At 59.2% G+C, this 15,006-nt stretch carries 13 protein-coding genes; 11 read left to right on the top strand and 2 right to left on the bottom strand.

From position 1 onward, the window contains the following. Nucleotides 1-243: 243 nt before the first annotated feature. Complete coding sequence (locus tag ACLKMW_RS09200; protein WP_415724153.1) at nt 244-1,854, top strand: AMP-binding protein; 1,611 nt, start codon at nt 244-246, stop codon at nt 1,852-1,854. Between the two features lie 12 nt (nt 1,855-1,866). Here ACLKMW_RS09200 and ACLKMW_RS09205 read toward each other — a convergent pair whose 3' ends face one another. Beyond that, nucleotides 1,867-2,559: a TetR/AcrR family transcriptional regulator gene (locus tag ACLKMW_RS09205; RefSeq protein WP_415724154.1), complete on the bottom strand. Its 693-nt coding sequence runs from the start codon at nt 2,557-2,559 to the stop codon at nt 1,867-1,869. A gap of 356 nt (nt 2,560-2,915) precedes the next feature. On the opposite strand from ACLKMW_RS09205, the gene ACLKMW_RS09210 reads away from it, so the two are divergent. The 4 genes from ACLKMW_RS09210 (at nt 2,916) to ACLKMW_RS09225 (ending at nt 6,569) form a co-directional block, all read left to right on the top strand. Further along, complete coding sequence (locus tag ACLKMW_RS09210; protein ID WP_415724155.1) at nt 2,916-4,436, top strand: protein adenylyltransferase SelO; 1,521 nt, start codon at nt 2,916-2,918, stop codon at nt 4,434-4,436. Nucleotides 4,437-4,584: 148 nt separating this feature from the next. Beyond that, on the top strand, nt 4,585-4,809 hold the full coding sequence (locus ACLKMW_RS09215; protein WP_415724156.1) for a hypothetical protein: 225 nt from the start codon (nt 4,585-4,587) through the stop codon (nt 4,807-4,809). A gap of 180 nt (nt 4,810-4,989) precedes the next feature. Continuing rightward, nucleotides 4,990-5,718, top strand: a complete 729-nt coding sequence (locus tag ACLKMW_RS09220) for a Crp/Fnr family transcriptional regulator (protein ID WP_415724157.1) — start codon at nt 4,990-4,992, stop codon at nt 5,716-5,718. A 515-nt stretch (nt 5,719-6,233) separates the two neighbouring features. After that, nucleotides 6,234-6,569: a hypothetical protein gene (locus ACLKMW_RS09225; protein WP_415724158.1), complete on the top strand. Its 336-nt coding sequence runs from the start codon at nt 6,234-6,236 to the stop codon at nt 6,567-6,569. A gap of 92 nt (nt 6,570-6,661) precedes the next feature. On the opposite strand, the gene ACLKMW_RS09230 is transcribed toward ACLKMW_RS09225, so the two are convergent. Beyond that, nucleotides 6,662-7,705 (bottom strand): helix-turn-helix transcriptional regulator, encoded by a 1,044-nt coding sequence (locus ACLKMW_RS09230; protein ID WP_415724159.1) that lies wholly within the window; start codon nt 7,703-7,705, stop codon nt 6,662-6,664. A gap of 242 nt (nt 7,706-7,947) precedes the next feature. On the opposite strand from ACLKMW_RS09230, the gene ACLKMW_RS09235 reads away from it, so the two are divergent. From ACLKMW_RS09235 to ACLKMW_RS09260, 6 genes are all read left to right on the top strand, one after another. Then, entirely contained in the window at nt 7,948-9,414 is a 1,467-nt protein-coding gene (locus tag ACLKMW_RS09235; RefSeq protein WP_415724160.1) for an aldehyde dehydrogenase family protein, read from the top strand. 69 nt (nt 9,415-9,483) lie between these two features. Continuing rightward, on the top strand, nt 9,484-10,866 hold the full coding sequence (locus ACLKMW_RS09240) for an aminotransferase (RefSeq protein WP_415724161.1): 1,383 nt from the start codon (nt 9,484-9,486) through the stop codon (nt 10,864-10,866). A 37-nt stretch (nt 10,867-10,903) separates the two neighbouring features. After that, complete coding sequence (locus ACLKMW_RS09245; protein ID WP_415724162.1) at nt 10,904-12,013, top strand: ABC transporter ATP-binding protein; 1,110 nt, start codon at nt 10,904-10,906, stop codon at nt 12,011-12,013. After that, on the top strand, nt 12,013-12,927 hold the full coding sequence (locus ACLKMW_RS09250) for an ABC transporter permease (RefSeq protein ID WP_415724288.1): 915 nt from the start codon (nt 12,013-12,015) through the stop codon (nt 12,925-12,927). Before ACLKMW_RS09245 ends, ACLKMW_RS09250 begins: the two co-directional genes overlap by 1 nt. Continuing rightward, nucleotides 12,920-13,735, top strand: a complete 816-nt coding sequence (locus ACLKMW_RS09255; RefSeq protein WP_415724163.1) for an ABC transporter permease — start codon at nt 12,920-12,922, stop codon at nt 13,733-13,735. The genes ACLKMW_RS09250 and ACLKMW_RS09255 overlap by 8 nt, the downstream gene beginning before the upstream one ends. Nucleotides 13,736-13,773: 38 nt before the next feature. Continuing rightward, nucleotides 13,774-14,814 (top strand): extracellular solute-binding protein, encoded by a 1,041-nt coding sequence (locus tag ACLKMW_RS09260; RefSeq protein ID WP_415724164.1) that lies wholly within the window; start codon nt 13,774-13,776, stop codon nt 14,812-14,814. Nucleotides 14,815-15,006 lie beyond the last annotated feature (192 nt).

Raw genomic sequence — 15,006 nt, forward strand, 5'->3', positions numbered from 1 at the left:
TAATAAAATACTTACAAATTTTGATTGTCAACACCGTTCATTCGAATTCGCGCATATGCATGCGCTCCTCGGTCCTGAAAACCACGGATTTCGGGCCCGCGACGGCCTTGCGAAAAATTGTCGGAAGCCCATGGCCAACAGTGCGGATCACACCGGTGTGACGGGTTGACATCTCCTGGATGAAGCAGTCTCTTACTTCCTGGCGCGACCCGCCTCAGACCTGACCATCCACAGGCCGCACCAGTGAAACCCAACGCCTACAGCCTTCAGCTTGAACAAAACGCCGCAAATTACGTGCCGCTCAGCCCGGTATCGTTTCTTGCACGATCCGCCTTGGCCTTCCCCGACAAGGTGGCAGTGGTGGATGGCGACAGGCGCTTCACCTATCGGGAATTTCATCAGCGCTGCCTGCGGCTTGCTTCGGCTCTGGAACGGCGTGGCATCGGAAAAGGCGATACGGTGGCGGTGCTGGCGCCGAATGTTCCGGCACTGCTGGAGGCTCATTACGGCATCCCGCTCGTCGGTGCCGTGCTCAACGCTTTGAACACGCGCCTGGACGCTGCGGCGATAGGGTTCTGCCTTCAGCACGGAGGAGCGAGGCTGATCCTGGTCGATGCAGAACATTGCGAGATGATCGAAGCAGCACTCGCCAGAATCGACGCGACCATCCCAGTCATTGTGATCGGCGGCGCGCAAGGTGGCGACGAATACGAGGAACTCCTCGCCTCCGGCGACCCTGCCAGCGTCACATCCGGTATCACTGACGAATGGTCTGCAATCACACTCGGCTATACCTCAGGCACAACCGGCGATCCGAAAGGCGTCGTCTGCCATCATCGTGGCGCCTATCTTAACGGGCTTGGCAATGCGCTGGCCGCCCATCTCGATGAGAACTCGGTCTATCTCTGGACCTTGCCGATGTTCCACTGCAACGGCTGGAGTCATACCTGGGCGGTGACGGCCGTCGGCGGCACCCATGTCTGTCTGCGCAAGATCGATCCAGCAGCGATCTTTGCGCTGATCTCCCGTGAGCGGATAACGCATATGAGCGCGGCGCCGGTGGTGCTCAACATGCTCGCCAATGCGCCCGAGATCGCCGGCCTTTGCTTCGAGCAGCGCGTGAACGTGCTGACGGGTGGCTCCGTACCGCCCACCGCGGTGATGGAAGCGGTGGAGCGCGCCGGCTTCAACGTCATGCATATTTACGGGCTGACGGAATCGACAGGACCCAGCCTGATCTGCGAATGGCACCGGGAATGGGACGCGCTGGGCCTCGAACATCGCATGCAACTCAATGCCCGCCAGGGCGTCAATCTGGTCACGCTCGAAGAGGCGATCGTCGCCGATCCGGATAGCTGCATCGAAGTAGCGTGGGATGGCAAGACCATGGGCGAGATCATGCTGCGCGGCAATACGGTGATGATGGGCTATCTGAAAAATCCGTCAGCGAGCGCCAAGGCACTGGCTGGCGGCTGGTTTCACACCGGCGATCTCGCGGTGCGCCATCCCGACGGCTATATCGAGATCAAGGATCGTAGCAAAGACATCATCATTTCCGGCGGAGAAAACATCTCTTCCGTCGAGATCGAAGAGATACTCTATCGGCACCCGGCCATTCTCGAAGCGGCGGTGGTGTCGCGTCCGGACGAGAAATGGGGTGAGCACCCCTGCGCCTTCATAAGTTTCAAGGAAGGCGCCACACCGCTCGGCACGGCGGAACTTACCGACTACTGCCGCGCGAACCTTGCCGGGTTCAAGGTGCCGAAAACATTCGTATTCGGGGCGCTGCCAAAAACGGCGACGGGCAAGATACAGAAATATCTGCTGCGCGGTCGGGCTTACAATATGAGCTAGATCAAGTTCGGATCACGGCTTCGTCGGCGAACACAAATAGCACATGACCACGTCGAGCACATGCTGGCGCCGGGTTTCGAGCCATTGCCGATCGGTCAGATCGATCTGCAAGGTCCATGACATGGTGTATTTGTTGGAAAGGTGGACCCAGCACAGCGAAAATATGGTCAGCCAGAGCTGCACCGGATCAGGCTTGCGGACGAAAACTCCCGATGCGTGACCTTTTTCCAGAAGCGAACTGACGGAACTCGACAATTTCGTGGTCATCATCGGTACCAGATCCGACTCCTTCAGATATTTCGCATGAAGGATGTTCTCGTTCATGACGATGCTGATCAGGTCGGGATGATCGTGAAAATGCTTGAAGGTGAAGTCGATCAGGCGCTCCAGGCCCTGCTTAGGATCGTCGTCTTCGATATGCAGGTTCTGTTCGGCGAGGCGAACCTCCCGATAAACCTCTTCAATAACCGCGATGTACAACTGCTCCTTGTCGTTGAAGTAGTGGTAGAGCAGCCGCATGTTGGCTTCCGCCCTTTTGGCGATGTTCTCGACCCTGGCTCCGTTGAATCCCTTTGCCGCGAATTCGACAACCGCCGCATCAAGGATGCGCTTCTTGGTGGCGACGGGATCGCGCGGAATGTAGGAATGCTTGCGCCCCGCATTGCCGCGACCCTTTCCGTTCTTGACTGCAGGCGCGTCGGTCATTGCCCCCTCTTGAAGATAGTCGGCCCAATCGCCGCCACGATGCCGGCCGGATGGTCGGCATACGGTGCACGGCACGTCGGTGAAGTAATCCCTTACTTAAACCAACTTAACCGTTTGGACCGACTGCTTCAACCTGTGATTATGGCGTGCGTTCGGCTTGACAGGAACCGGACAGGGGTTGTCACCTTTACTAAGTCGAGGTGACGGGAACATATCGTGGGCTGGCTTCTCTGGGAAATCGTACCCATATGAGGCTCAGACACGGGGCATGACCATGCAGCCGTGATTCGGTCCGGTCCAAAAACACGCATGGCCCGTCCGGCTTCGCTTGACCCCACTTTGCGGAAACGCCAGTCATGACCAGTGCATCCTCTTTATCGGCCGACAAGCGCGATCCCGGCAGCTCGCCGCCGGCCTTTCGCAACTCATACGCGCAGTTGCCCGACCGGTTCTACGAGCGCATCGATGCAAATCCGGTCGCCTCACCCCGCCTCATCCGCGTCAACAGTGCGCTCGCCGAGGAGCTTGGCCTTGACGTGGACTACTTGGCCAGCCCCGAAGGTGTGGCCATGCTCGCAGGCAACAAGTTTCCTGATAGCGCCCGGCCCATAGCGCTTGCCTATGCGGGCCATCAGTTCGGCAATTTCGTGCCTCAGCTCGGCGATGGTCGCGCTCTGTTAATCGGCGAGGTCGTCGATCGCAATGGCACGCTTCGCGATCTCCAGCTCAAAGGCTCAGGCCCAACCAGATTTTCGCGCAACGGCGATGGCCGCGCCGCTATAGGGCCGGTCCTGCGCGAATATCTGGTCAGCGAGGCCATGTGGGCGTTGGGCATACCGACCACGCGGACGCTGGCAGCCGTCACGACCGGTGAAACGGTATATCGCGAGACCCGCCTTCCCGGAGCGGTGCTGACGCGCGTCGCCGCAAGCCATATCCGCATCGGCACCTTCCAGTACTTTGCCGCGCGGCAGGACGCCGAAGCCCTGAAAACCTTGGCCGACTACACGATCGAACGGCATTTCCCGCAAATCGCCGGGCAGGAGCAGCCTTATCTCGGCCTGCTGGAGTCGGTTATCGCCGTGCAGGCAGATCTCATTGCGCGCTGGATGCTGGTCGGCTTCATCCATGGCGTCATGAATACCGACAACATGAGCATTTCAGGCGAGACCATCGACTACGGTCCCTGCGCTTTCATGGACGCCTACAATCCGATGACGGTATTCAGCTCGATCGACCAGCTCGGCCGCTATGCCTTCGCCAACCAGCCGCACGTCGCGGTCTGGAACCTCGCTCGTTTTGCCGAGACGTTGCTGCCGTTGCTGAACGACGATCAAACCAAGGCGATCGCGCAGGCGGAAGACGCACTGCGGCAATTTCAATCACGCTACGAAGCAGCCTTTCATCAAGGTTTGAGAAAAAAACTCGGGCTGCTGACCGAAGCCGATACGGACATTGGCCTCGCGCGTGACCTTTTTGAAACGATGGCGCGCAACCGGGCGGACTTCACCCTGACGTTTAGGTATCTTGGCGACGACATCGATTCCCCGGAGGGCACAGGCCTCACCCGCTCCCTTTTTGCCAACCCCGCCGAATTCGACCTGTGGGCGACTGGGTGGAGGCAAAGACTTGCGCAGGAACCGCAGCACGCAATGGCCCGTCGGCAGGCAATGATGTCCGTCAATCCGAAGTATATTCCACGTAACCACCGGGTCGAGGCGGTCATCAAGGCAGCCGTGGAATCTTCCGATTTCACGCCCTTCAAAGAGCTGCTTTCAGTGCTTGTTCGACCTTTCGACGAGCAACCGACAATGGCGCAATACGCCGCCCCTCCTGAGCCACATGAGCGCGTACTCCAGACCTTTTGCGGAACGTGACTGACTTCAGCAGGCCCTGATCTCTGGTGCCTGCCGTGCAGGACAAAGCTCAGCACGCATTAGGCCTCTCGTTCCGCACTATCAATTGATGGTGCAATTTCCCCCCGGATGCTCTTTGTTGCGATGGAGGGCTGGAAAGGAGCATCCGATGCCAGCATTTCCCCACAAGCTCAGCAGCTTGATCGAGCAGTATATGTACAGTCACGACGGCAGGGAGCGGGCCATATCGACGGCCAGGGCGGCAAAGGCTATCCGCACGTTGATGGCAGTTTGCCCCATTTCGGGTAAGGAACTGGAAAACGCCATTGCCGAGGCAGCCATCAGGCACGGGCACTCCGTCCAATTCGATTTGCGCGAGCTTGATGAGGCGTAATGAGCCTCCATAACGTTTCCGTGACGTTCTTCGAGCAAATCGAGCGAAGGCGGCTCCTAAGGTTCCGGTTGTCGCAAGCCTAGCATATCTGAATAGGTTCGCCGATTTGAACAGGCTGTGATAGGAGGAGGAGCGCATTCTGCGTCAGCCTCTTGCCTTTGCACCTGAAAGAACTACGGCATGGCATCCATCTACAGCAGTCTTGTTGCAGCACTGTCGCACCGGGATATCGTCTCGGATGCGGAGAAGTCGTTGATCGAGACATTCGTGGGACGCACGAAGTCTTTTTCGGTAAATGACGAAATTGTTGCTGAAGGATCCACGCCAACCGAAGCGTGCCTGGTGCTCTCAGGCTTTGCAGGAAGAATTCATTATTTTCTGGACGGCAGGAGGCAATTCTCCGCGCTTCATCACTCAGGCGATTTTGTCGACCTTCACAGTCTTGTCCTGAAGGTTATGGATCATTCCGTGGTGGCGCTTTCGCCCTGCACTGTCGTGTTCATCACCCATGACAGTATTCGATCGGCGACCGAAAAGTCCCCGCACCTTGGCCGGCTTCTTTGGATGCTGACCGTTGTGGATGCGGCAATCCACCGAGCATGGTTGGTATCTCTTGCGAGGCGGCCCGCCGCCGCCCACGTCGCTCATTTCATGAGTGAAGCCTTTACGCGTCTCAGCGTAGTGGGCTTGACTGACAACAACTCCTTCGCCTTTCCGATTCGGCAAGGAGACCTGGCAGACCTCACCGGAATTTCGGCCGTCCACCTCAACCGTTCGGTGCAAACGTTGCGCAAATCAGGGCTCATCAAATGGAAAGACGGCATTTTGACGATTCCTGATCCAGAGGCCTTGTTCGCCTTTGCCGAATTCAATCCGACCTATCTGTCATTGACCAAGAGACCCCGCTGAATTCCAAGCTGCGGCGCGGCAACTTGCGTCCGCGTCGGGGGACGTGATCCGGCTCATACGTCCCCTACTCGCCGGCACGCTCATATATCGCCGCTGGAAACAACCCCGTCGTGGCCCACGGTGGCCGACAGCCCAGATCGACGCTTGAAGCTTTCGCGTTCGCGCACGAGCGAACTGTCCACCGCTCGTCCCACCTCCCACGTGTCCCGGAACGGACCGGCCGCGAATGGGTTGGATCTTCAGAAGCAACCGATTCTATGGAGCACCCCATGAACGGCCCCGTCCCTGATCCCAACAACCCCCGACCGACGCCAGCCAATCCCAATCCCGAGCCGGCTCGACCGCCCTCGCCCCCGGAAACGCCTCCACCGCTCGAGCCGCCTGGAGTTCCTTCGCCTTCACCCGATCCGGTTCCTGCGCCGGAGGAAGAGCCGATCCAGATACCTCCTGGAACACCACCCGAGGTTCCCTCCGAACCCAGCTTTCCCGGGCCCCGGGCGTTTGCGAGAGGCGTGATGTTTGTCGCCGCAACGGCCTTCAGAACGATGCTGCTGGGGGCCGCATTGTCGCTTGTCGGGCTAGCCGGTCCAGCATCCGCCAATTCGCAGGAAGACAGTGCGAGCCAACCGGAGGCGGCCAATCCCTGCCAGATCAAGCCTGAGCAGAACGGTGAGGATCAAACTGAAAGCGAGCCGAGGGAGGATCAATCCCTCTCCGAGGCGCTTGATCGATGCAACGGCGTGCTTGTACCTCCGAAAACCGGCGACCGCGAGATCGAAGAGCCGCCGCCAGATACCGGGACCACTCCCGTTATTCCTCCGGAAAGTCTGCCCGAACAGCCCTCGGAATGAGCAGCCGCGGCGACTCGGCACTGGCAACTGGTTCTCGAGCCGCGTCGCGAGATGGCAAAGGGCCAGCCTGGTGCGACGTCAGCGGACTAAGCTCAATGAGCACTTTGGAGCTGAACTGACACGCTGCGCCCCTGCAGATGCTCCAGGAACATAAGAAAAATTTCGCGCTCCGTCGTGATGTCCAACCGGCTATAGATACGCTTTTTGTGCGCCTTCACAGTCTCCAGAGCGCAACCCAGCCGCTCGGCGATTGCCTTGGTCGGGTGGCCCTCGAGCATTGCGCAGATGATCTCGTGTTCCCGCTTGCTGACCTGACCGACGAGAAAGGTTTGCTTGTAGGCATCCAATGTGCCCCCTCCCGGCCGCGAGCTCTGATCGAGCACGCATAGCCGCCCACCCGGGGAGATTGCGAAGGACTCGTCCAGGCTGGTGAGCGAGACCCTGCCGCTATCGATTTCGAGGTTGGTGCTGTCCCAGGCAAGCGCCGCCCTTATCCTATCTGCAAGCGAACGGTCGAGCTGACAGGCCTGTCGCCATTCGCGGTTGGCAAACACCGTTTCGCCGGCCCGGTCGAGGATGGTAACGGCATTCGGCTGTACGCCGCGCGTGCCACGAGTGACGGCATTGCGGAAGATGAGCTGGTTGTTGGCGCGATGAAGTCGCGTAATGCCGGAATAAAAGCGGCGCACGGTTCTTGCCGCCTCCTCGGTGAAGCTGTTCGTTCTTTCCATGAACAGTGCCACCGTGCGCCTGCCAGGCGATGGCAGCAGTACCCCGATCTCATCGACAAGTCCCATCGGGTTGTAGAAATCGCTGAAGTAGTTGCCGTAATTTTCGAAGCGGCCGCGCACTTCGTTCATGGTCACCACACCAGGGCGGCCGGTGCTTTGCCAATACCTCGAAAGAGGGCAGTTCAGGCTGAAGCCCTGCTCGTAGGACTTGCACGCCGTCTCGGGCGTATCGCAAGGATCGATGCACACGGCCCTACCGTCGCGTCCGATATGGTAGACTTGGGCAAAGTCGCTGGGAAAGAGCGTCCGCACGATATCGAGGACGCCGCGGTGAAATCTCGGTGTGCCCAGCGTCTCGGCCATCCGGCCGAAAACGGCCGCGGCGCCCAGCTCGTCAACAGCCATGGTTTTGTCGTCCCTCGCGCTGGTCGGGCCCCGATTACCCCGATCGTGGGATTCAAGCGAACGATGACGATAATGTAGAAGAAAGGAGGGGTCCAGCCGCGTGTGCCAGACAAAAGGTTCGGATTTCCCGAGTGCTTGGTTCGCCAAAGCCGGTGCCCGTGTTGCGGGCGCGTTTCAGGCGAAAAATCACAAGGCGGGATCAACCCGCGTGCGAGATATGGGAGCGAGACTTGGGCAGCAGGATGTTTATCGGGAATAAATGGGTCGACGCTACGAGCGGGCGGACTATCCCATGCGTCAATCCGGCCAACGAAACCGAGTTCGACACCGTTCCGGCCGGCGGCAACGAGGACGTCGACGCCGCCGTTCGTGCGGCGCGGGCCGCATTCGACGGCGGCTGGAAACGATCGGATCCGGCTAGGCGCGCGGAGCTGCTGCGCAATCTTGCCCGCAATATTAGGGAAAGCCGCGAACGGCTCGGCGAGTTGGAGACGATCGACAACGGCAAGCCGCTGGCCGAAGCGCTTTATGACGTCGACACAGCGGCGCAGATTTTTGACATGTATGCCGATCTTACCGAGCAGTTTGGGGGCTGGCGCGGCACCGAGCTCGAACTGCCGGTTGACTACCTAAAGACCACGGTCACCTACCAGCCGCTCGGCGTCGTGGCCCTGATCACGCCATGGAATTTTCCGATCGAACAGTTCACGTGGAAGGTCGCGGCCGCGATCGCCGCCGGCTGCGCCTGTGTCGTCAAACCTTCCGAGGTGACATCACTGACGGCGCTGGCCCTGGCCGAGCTCGTCCAAAACTCCGGCTTTCCGGCTGGCGTGCTCAATGTGGTGACCGGCTATGGGCGCGAGGCCGGTGAAGCCCTGGTCCATCATCCCGGCGTGGACAAGGTCAGCTTTACCGGCAGTACGGCGACAGGCCGGCGCATCATGTCGCTTGCAGCGGCGACGCTGAAGCGCGTCAGCCTCGAGCTTGGTGGCAAGTCGCCCGTCATCGTGTTCGGCGACGTCAAGCTCGATCGGGCGGTCGAATGGGTGATGTTCGGGGCTTTCGTCAATCAGGGGCAGGTCTGCACGTCGACCTCGCGGCTGCTGCTGCATGAAAGCATCGCCCCATTATTTCTCGACAAGCTCAAAGAGGGCGCGCAGTCGATTGTCGTCGGCGACGGCCGCACCGCGGGCGTGCAGATGGGCCCTTTGGCCAGCGCCGAGCACTACAACAAGGTGACTGGATACGTAGCTGCCGGTCTCAACGAGGGTGCTGAGCTGCTGACTGGCGGCGGCAGGCCGAAGGGACTGAACAACGGCTATTTCCTCGAACCCACGATCTTCACCAAGGTCGAACCGCATATGTCGATCTGGCGCGACGAGATTTTCGGGCCGGTGCTGAGCGTTAAGACGTTCACGGATGAGGCTGAGGCCATCGCGCTGGCCAACGACACGGATTACGGCCTGGCTGCGACGGTGCTTTCGGAGGATGTCGCCCGCGCAGAACGGGTGGTGGACCAGATCGATGCGGGAATTACCTGGCAGAACTGCAACCAGATGGTGGTAATGCAGGCTCCGTGGGGCGGCATGAAGAAGAGCGGCTTCGGCCGCGAGCTCGGAAAGTGGGGCTTGGAGGCCTTTCTAGAGGTCAAGCAAAGGACCAGATGGCTGCCCGATGGCGGACTCGGCTGGTACCGGCCGGCAGCCTAGCCACTTCACTGCTATCAGGCCCTAGCGGCCGAAGCACTTCGACCGACATCAAAGTCCAAGGAGACGATCTTGCACGCCAACTATCACCAGTCGGGACACGAGGCCTGGGAACAGGATCGCAGGCATCTCATCCATTCCTTCAGTAGCCTGGCCGCCAACAAGCAGGAAGGTTGCACGGTCATCGCTGGGGCCGAGGGCGTCCATGTCACGGATGCCGAGGGCAACCGCTTCTACGATGGCATCGGCGGCCTCTGGTGCGTCAATGTCGGCTATGGCCGCGACGAGATCATCGATGCCATCGCCGAGCAACTGCGCGAATTGCCGTTCTATTCGGCGTTCAACAATCTGACCAATAAGCCTGCCTCGGCATTGGCGGCCAAGATCGCCGCTCTGGCGCCTGGAACGCTCAATCACGTGTTCTTCGGCACCGGCGGATCAATGGCCAATGATTCGGCCGTACGGATGATCCACCATTATTTCAACAGGATCGGCAAACCTTACCGTAAGAAAATTCTCTCGCGGCAAAACGCCTATCACGGCAGCACGCATCTGACGATTGCGCTCACCGGGCCGATTTACCAGCATGGCTGGGACGGCGCGACGGATCTGGTGCACTACCTGTCAGCCCCGCACAGCTATCGCCGGCCTGAAGGGGTAAGCGAGGACGGCTTTCTAGACTTCCTCATTGCCGAGATGGAAGACGCCATCCTGAAGCTCGGGCCCGACAACGTCGCCGCCTTCATTGCCGAGCCGATCCTTGGCGCCGGCGGCGTCATCGTGCCGCCGGAGGGCTATCACAAGCGCACTTGGGAGATGTGCCGAAAGTACGGAATCTTCTACATCTCCGACGAGGTCGTGACTGCGTTCGGACGACTCGGACACATGTTTGCGTCCTATGACAAATTTGGTGTCCAGCCAGACATAATCTGCACCGCCAAGGGCATCTCGTCCGGTTATCAGCCGCTGTCGGCGACGATAGTTTCCGACGATATCTTTGACGTGATCAGCGGTGAAGACGCTGCCTTCTATCATGGCTTCACCTATAGCTGCCACCCGGCGGCCTGTGCGGCGGGGCTGAAGAATATCGAAATACTGGAACGGGAGAACATCTGCGAACGGGTTCGCGAGACCGGCCCGATCTTCGAACAAACGCTCAAGAAGCTCGAAAACCTCGATCTGGTGGGTGAAGTGCGCGGCAGCCATTTCATGATGTGCATCGAAAATGTCGCCGACAAGGCGACCAAGGCGCTACTGCCATTGGAGGCCAATGTCGGCAAGCGCATCGCACAGAATTGCCAGAGGCGTGGCTTGATCGTCCGTCCGCTCGGTCATCTGAACATCATGTCCCCCCCGCTCATTCTCGAGCCAGCCCAGATTGAGGAGATCGGCGACATACTGCACAAGAGCATTGCCGCGACCATGGATGATCTGGTCAGGGAAGGCGTGCTTTAAGCCGGTCTGAGGCTGCAGGGAGGAAGGAAACGTATATATGACCTCATCGGCGACAACGGACCGGACCCCCGCGGCTATCGACATCTCTGGTGTCGTGAAGGTGTTCGGCCAAGGGCAGAACTGCGCGACCGCCCTGAGGAATGTGTCGCTGACGATCCGCGACAATGAGTTCTTCACGCTGCTTGGCCCCTCCGGATGCGGCAAGACAACGCTGCTGCGCATTTTGGCGGGCTTCGAGGCAGTCACTCAAGGCTCGGTGTCGCTTTTTGGGCAAAACATTGCAGGACTGCCGGCCAACAAGCGGTCGGTCAACACGGTGTTCCAGCACTACGCATTGTTCCCGCATATGACGGTCGGGGAAAACGTCGCCTACGGCCTTCGCCGTCTCAAGCGGCCAACCCACGAGATCGAACAGACGATGGCGCGCTCGCTGCAACTGGTGAAGATGGAGAAATTCATGCAGCGCCGCCCCGCTCAGCTATCAGGCGGCCAACAGCAGCGCGTTGCGCTGGCCCGCGCTCTTGCCCCGCATCCGAAGGTCCTGCTGCTCGATGAGCCTCTGTCGGCGCTCGATTTGAAGCTGCGGCAAGCCATGCGTACCGAACTCAAGCAGCTCCAGAAGGCCACGGGCATCACCTTCGTGTTCGTCACCCACGACCAGGAGGAAGCGCTATCGATGAGCGACCGAATTGCCGTCATGTCGGAAGGCGAGGTCCAGCAGGTCGGCACGCCGACCGAGATCTACGAACACCCGGTCAACAAATTCGTCGCCTCGTTCATCGGTGACGCGAATTTCATCGAGGCGGAAATCGAGAGGGTGGAGGACGGGGTCGCGTCCTGTCGCACCCCGCGTGGCCGCCTGCTTGAGGCCCGCAATGGCGGGGACCACAAGGCCGGCGACAGGGGAACGTTGTTTCTGCGTCCGGAAAAGGTACAGATCGGTGGGGCAAACGGCACCGGGCTACCGGGAACGATCCGGCTGGTCGACTATCTCGGTCAGTCGACATTCTACCATGTCGATATCGGCGAAGACGCGCCGATCATGGTCGAGGGGCGCAACAAGGACAATGGCGCTTTCACCAACAAGGTCGGTGACGCTGTTTCGGTCCATTTCGGCGTCGACGCCCTTCGGATGCTGATCAAGTGATGGACCTCCCTGAGAGCCCCGCGTTCCGCCGAACCCTCGGGCTCGGCCCGGCGATCATCGTCATCACCCTTTTCATGGTGATGCCGGTGCTGATCATGGCCTTGTATTCGTTCCTCGAGGCCAATCCGTTCGGTGGCGTCCATTGGCACTTTACGACCGAGGCCTATTTCCAATTTCTGTTCGAACGGGATCTGCTCGACAATGTCGTCTTCAATCCGAGCTATTTGACCATCATTGCGCGCTCGCTCGTGCTGGCGGCGGTAACGACTATCCTCTGCCTGATCGTCGGCTTCCCGGTGGCCTACTTCATCGTGCGTCGACCGCCCAGCCAGCGCAACCTCTGGATCTATCTCATCACGATCCCGTTCTGGACTAACCAGCTCGTCCGCACGTTCGCCTGGATCATCATTCTGGGCCGTAACGGCACCATCGAACTGCCGTTCCGTTGGCTGGGCATCCTGGGAACCGACGAGACCTTCGGCCTAATGTATACGGACTTCGCCATCGCCGTCGGCCTGACCTACGCTTTCGTGCCGATCATGGTTCTGCCGATCTATGCCAGCCTCGAAAAGCTCGACTTCCGGCTGGTGGAGGCTTCAGCCGACCTCTATTCCAACACCTACGACACTTTTCGCCGGGTCATCATTCCGCTGACCAGGCCCGGCATCGTGGCTGGTTCGATCCTGGTCTTCATCCCGAGCCTTGGCGCGTTCATCCAGCCTGACCTGCTGGGCGGCGGCAAGAAGCTCATGCTCGGCAGTCTGGTACAGTTCCAGTTTGCCACCGCACGGAACTGGCCATTTGGGGCTGCTGTGGCGATGATACTGCTCGGCTTCGTGATCCTCTGTCTCATCTGGTATGCACAGGCGGCCCGTCGAGTCGGACTACAAGGCGGAGTTGGCGTCCATGCATAAGATGCCATCTCGTAGGCAAGGCCGGTCGATCGGCGACGTGCGCGGCTTGAAGCCATGGGCTTATGCCTTCATGGTGTTTCTCTACCTGCCGATTGCCATCCTAATGCTCTACTCGTTCAATTCGGGCAGCCTGGTGATGGTGTGGTCGGGGTTCAGCTTCGAGTGGTATGGGAAGGTCTTCGCCAATGCCGATATCAGGCATGCGGCGATGAACTCGCTGATTGTGGCGACGGTTGCAACCGCGGCCGCCACCGTGATTGCCACTCTTGCCGCTCTTGTGCTGGTGCGTGGCGGCAAGTTTCCCGGGCGCGCAGCCAGCCTCACGCTGATCTCGCTGCCGCTGATGGTTCCCGAAATCGTGACAGCGGTTGCCATGCTGATTGTCTTTGCCGGAACCGGGCTGTCGCTGGGACTGGGCAATGTCATCATCGCCCATGTCACGTTCTGCATTCCTTTTGCCTTCATGCCCATACGGGCGCGGCTCGAAGGCATGGACATGACGCTAGAGCAGGCTTCCGCTGACCTCTACGGCACCGACTGGGACACGTTCCGCTACGTCACCCTTCCGATCCTGATGCCGGGAATCCTCGCCGGCGCGATGCTGAGCTTCGTCATCTCGCTCGACGACTTCATCATTACCATGATGGTCGCTGGGGCGGGCGGGACCACCCTGCCCGTCTACATCTACAGCATGATCCGGCAAGGCGTGACACCGGAGGTCAATGCTGTCTCCTCGCTGCTGCTGGCCGCATCACTTCTGCTGGTCACACTTTACTGGATCGTGACGCGAAAGAAGAACGATACCTGACATCCGATCATCAAAATATCATCCAAGGGAGGAGATAAATGAAACTGACCGCCACCTCAGCACTACTTGCAGTTCTAGCGCTTTCGTCAACTGCCGCTCAAGCCGAAGAAAAACTTTTCGTCTACAACTGGACCGACTACACCTCACCGGAGGCCGTGAAGAAATTCGAGTCCGAGACCGGCATCAAAGTTACCGTCGACACCTACGACTCGAATGAAACGCTTCTTGCCAAGCTGAAGGCCGGGGCCTCGGGTTATGACGTCATTATTCCGACCCACAATTTCGTGCCGGTTCTGATTAGCGAAGGGCTGGTGCAGAAGTATGACGTCAAGTCGCTGCCAAACTTTGCAAATGTCGAGGACCGCTGGAAAAAGTCGGACTGGGACCCTAACCAGGAATACACCGCGCCATTCCATTGGGGGACGACGTCCATCGCCTATCGCGAAGACCTCTATGGCAAGAAATTCGAATCTCTCGGCGAATACTTCAAGCCGGAGGCAAGCGTGGCCGGCAGGGTCAGTGTTTTCAAGACGCCTGAGGAGATCGTCAACATGGCCCATCTCTATCTGGGTCAGGAATTCTGCAATTCCGATCCCGCGCAGATGCAGAAGGTCCAGGATCTGCTGCTGGAACAGAAGCCGGCCGTCAACACCTACAGTTCCGAGGGGGTGAATGATCGCCTGATAAACGGTGATACGGTTATCGGCGCGCAGTGGAACGGCTACGCGCTGAAGGGGCGCACTGAGGCGGCCGCGGCCAATAAAGTGCTGGCCTATGCCTATCCCAAGGAAGGCGTCATCGGCTGGATGGACACGATGATGATCCCGTCCACGGCATCAAATGTGGAGAACGCCAAGAAATTCATAGACTTCATGATGGCGCCAGAAAACATGGCGTTGCAGTCCAACTTTACCGGATATGCCAATGTGATCAAGGGCGCGGAGGCTCACATGACCGAAGAGCTGCGAACCGCACCTGAAATCAAAGCGCCGGCCGATGCGAAGATCGTCTTCTCCTGGGCCTGCGATGCCCCATCGCAGAAGCTGATCGACAAGGTATGGACCAACGTTCTTAAATGAGGATGATCGACAAGGCCGCTTCAGGCAATCGAGAGCTCGGTGTCTTCCGGCCGCTATTCATGTGAATTGTAAAGTATCGTTTCTAATTTGCTGTGGGTGCCGGCTTTTCGGGGCTTGCACCCTCAGCGGGGGTATAGGGCGAACAGCGTTGTCCTATATGCGCAGCGGTGTGCGGGGAAACTCGTGGCTACG

The organism is Borborobacter xinjiangensis, from assembly GCF_047739745.1.
Lineage (GTDB): Bacteria > Pseudomonadota > Alphaproteobacteria > Rhizobiales > Rhizobiaceae > Pseudaminobacter.

What these genes read in the sequence shown, in the direction of transcription:
- ACLKMW_RS09260 (WP_415724164.1), top strand. Translation starts at nt 13,774, where the DNA reads ATGAAACTGACCGCCACCTCAGCACTACTTGCAGTTCTAGCGCTTTCG.
- ACLKMW_RS09245 (WP_415724162.1), top strand. Translation starts at nt 10,904, where the DNA reads ATGACCTCATCGGCGACAACGGACCGGACCCCCGCGGCTATCGACATC.
- ACLKMW_RS09225 (WP_415724158.1), top strand. Translation starts at nt 6,234, where the DNA reads ATGTTTGTCGCCGCAACGGCCTTCAGAACGATGCTGCTGGGGGCCGCA.
- ACLKMW_RS09230 (WP_415724159.1), bottom strand. Translation starts at nt 7,705, where the DNA reads ATGGCTGTTGACGAGCTGGGCGCCGCGGCCGTTTTCGGCCGGATGGCC.
- ACLKMW_RS09250 (WP_415724288.1), top strand. Translation starts at nt 12,013, where the DNA reads ATGGACCTCCCTGAGAGCCCCGCGTTCCGCCGAACCCTCGGGCTCGGC.
- ACLKMW_RS09215 (WP_415724156.1), top strand. Translation starts at nt 4,585, where the DNA reads ATGCCAGCATTTCCCCACAAGCTCAGCAGCTTGATCGAGCAGTATATG.
- ACLKMW_RS09255 (WP_415724163.1), top strand. Translation starts at nt 12,920, where the DNA reads ATGCATAAGATGCCATCTCGTAGGCAAGGCCGGTCGATCGGCGACGTG.
- ACLKMW_RS09235 (WP_415724160.1), top strand. Translation starts at nt 7,948, where the DNA reads ATGTTTATCGGGAATAAATGGGTCGACGCTACGAGCGGGCGGACTATC.
- ACLKMW_RS09205 (WP_415724154.1), bottom strand. Translation starts at nt 2,559, where the DNA reads ATGACCGACGCGCCTGCAGTCAAGAACGGAAAGGGTCGCGGCAATGCG.
- ACLKMW_RS09220 (WP_415724157.1), top strand. Translation starts at nt 4,990, where the DNA reads ATGGCATCCATCTACAGCAGTCTTGTTGCAGCACTGTCGCACCGGGAT.
- ACLKMW_RS09210 (WP_415724155.1), top strand. Translation starts at nt 2,916, where the DNA reads ATGACCAGTGCATCCTCTTTATCGGCCGACAAGCGCGATCCCGGCAGC.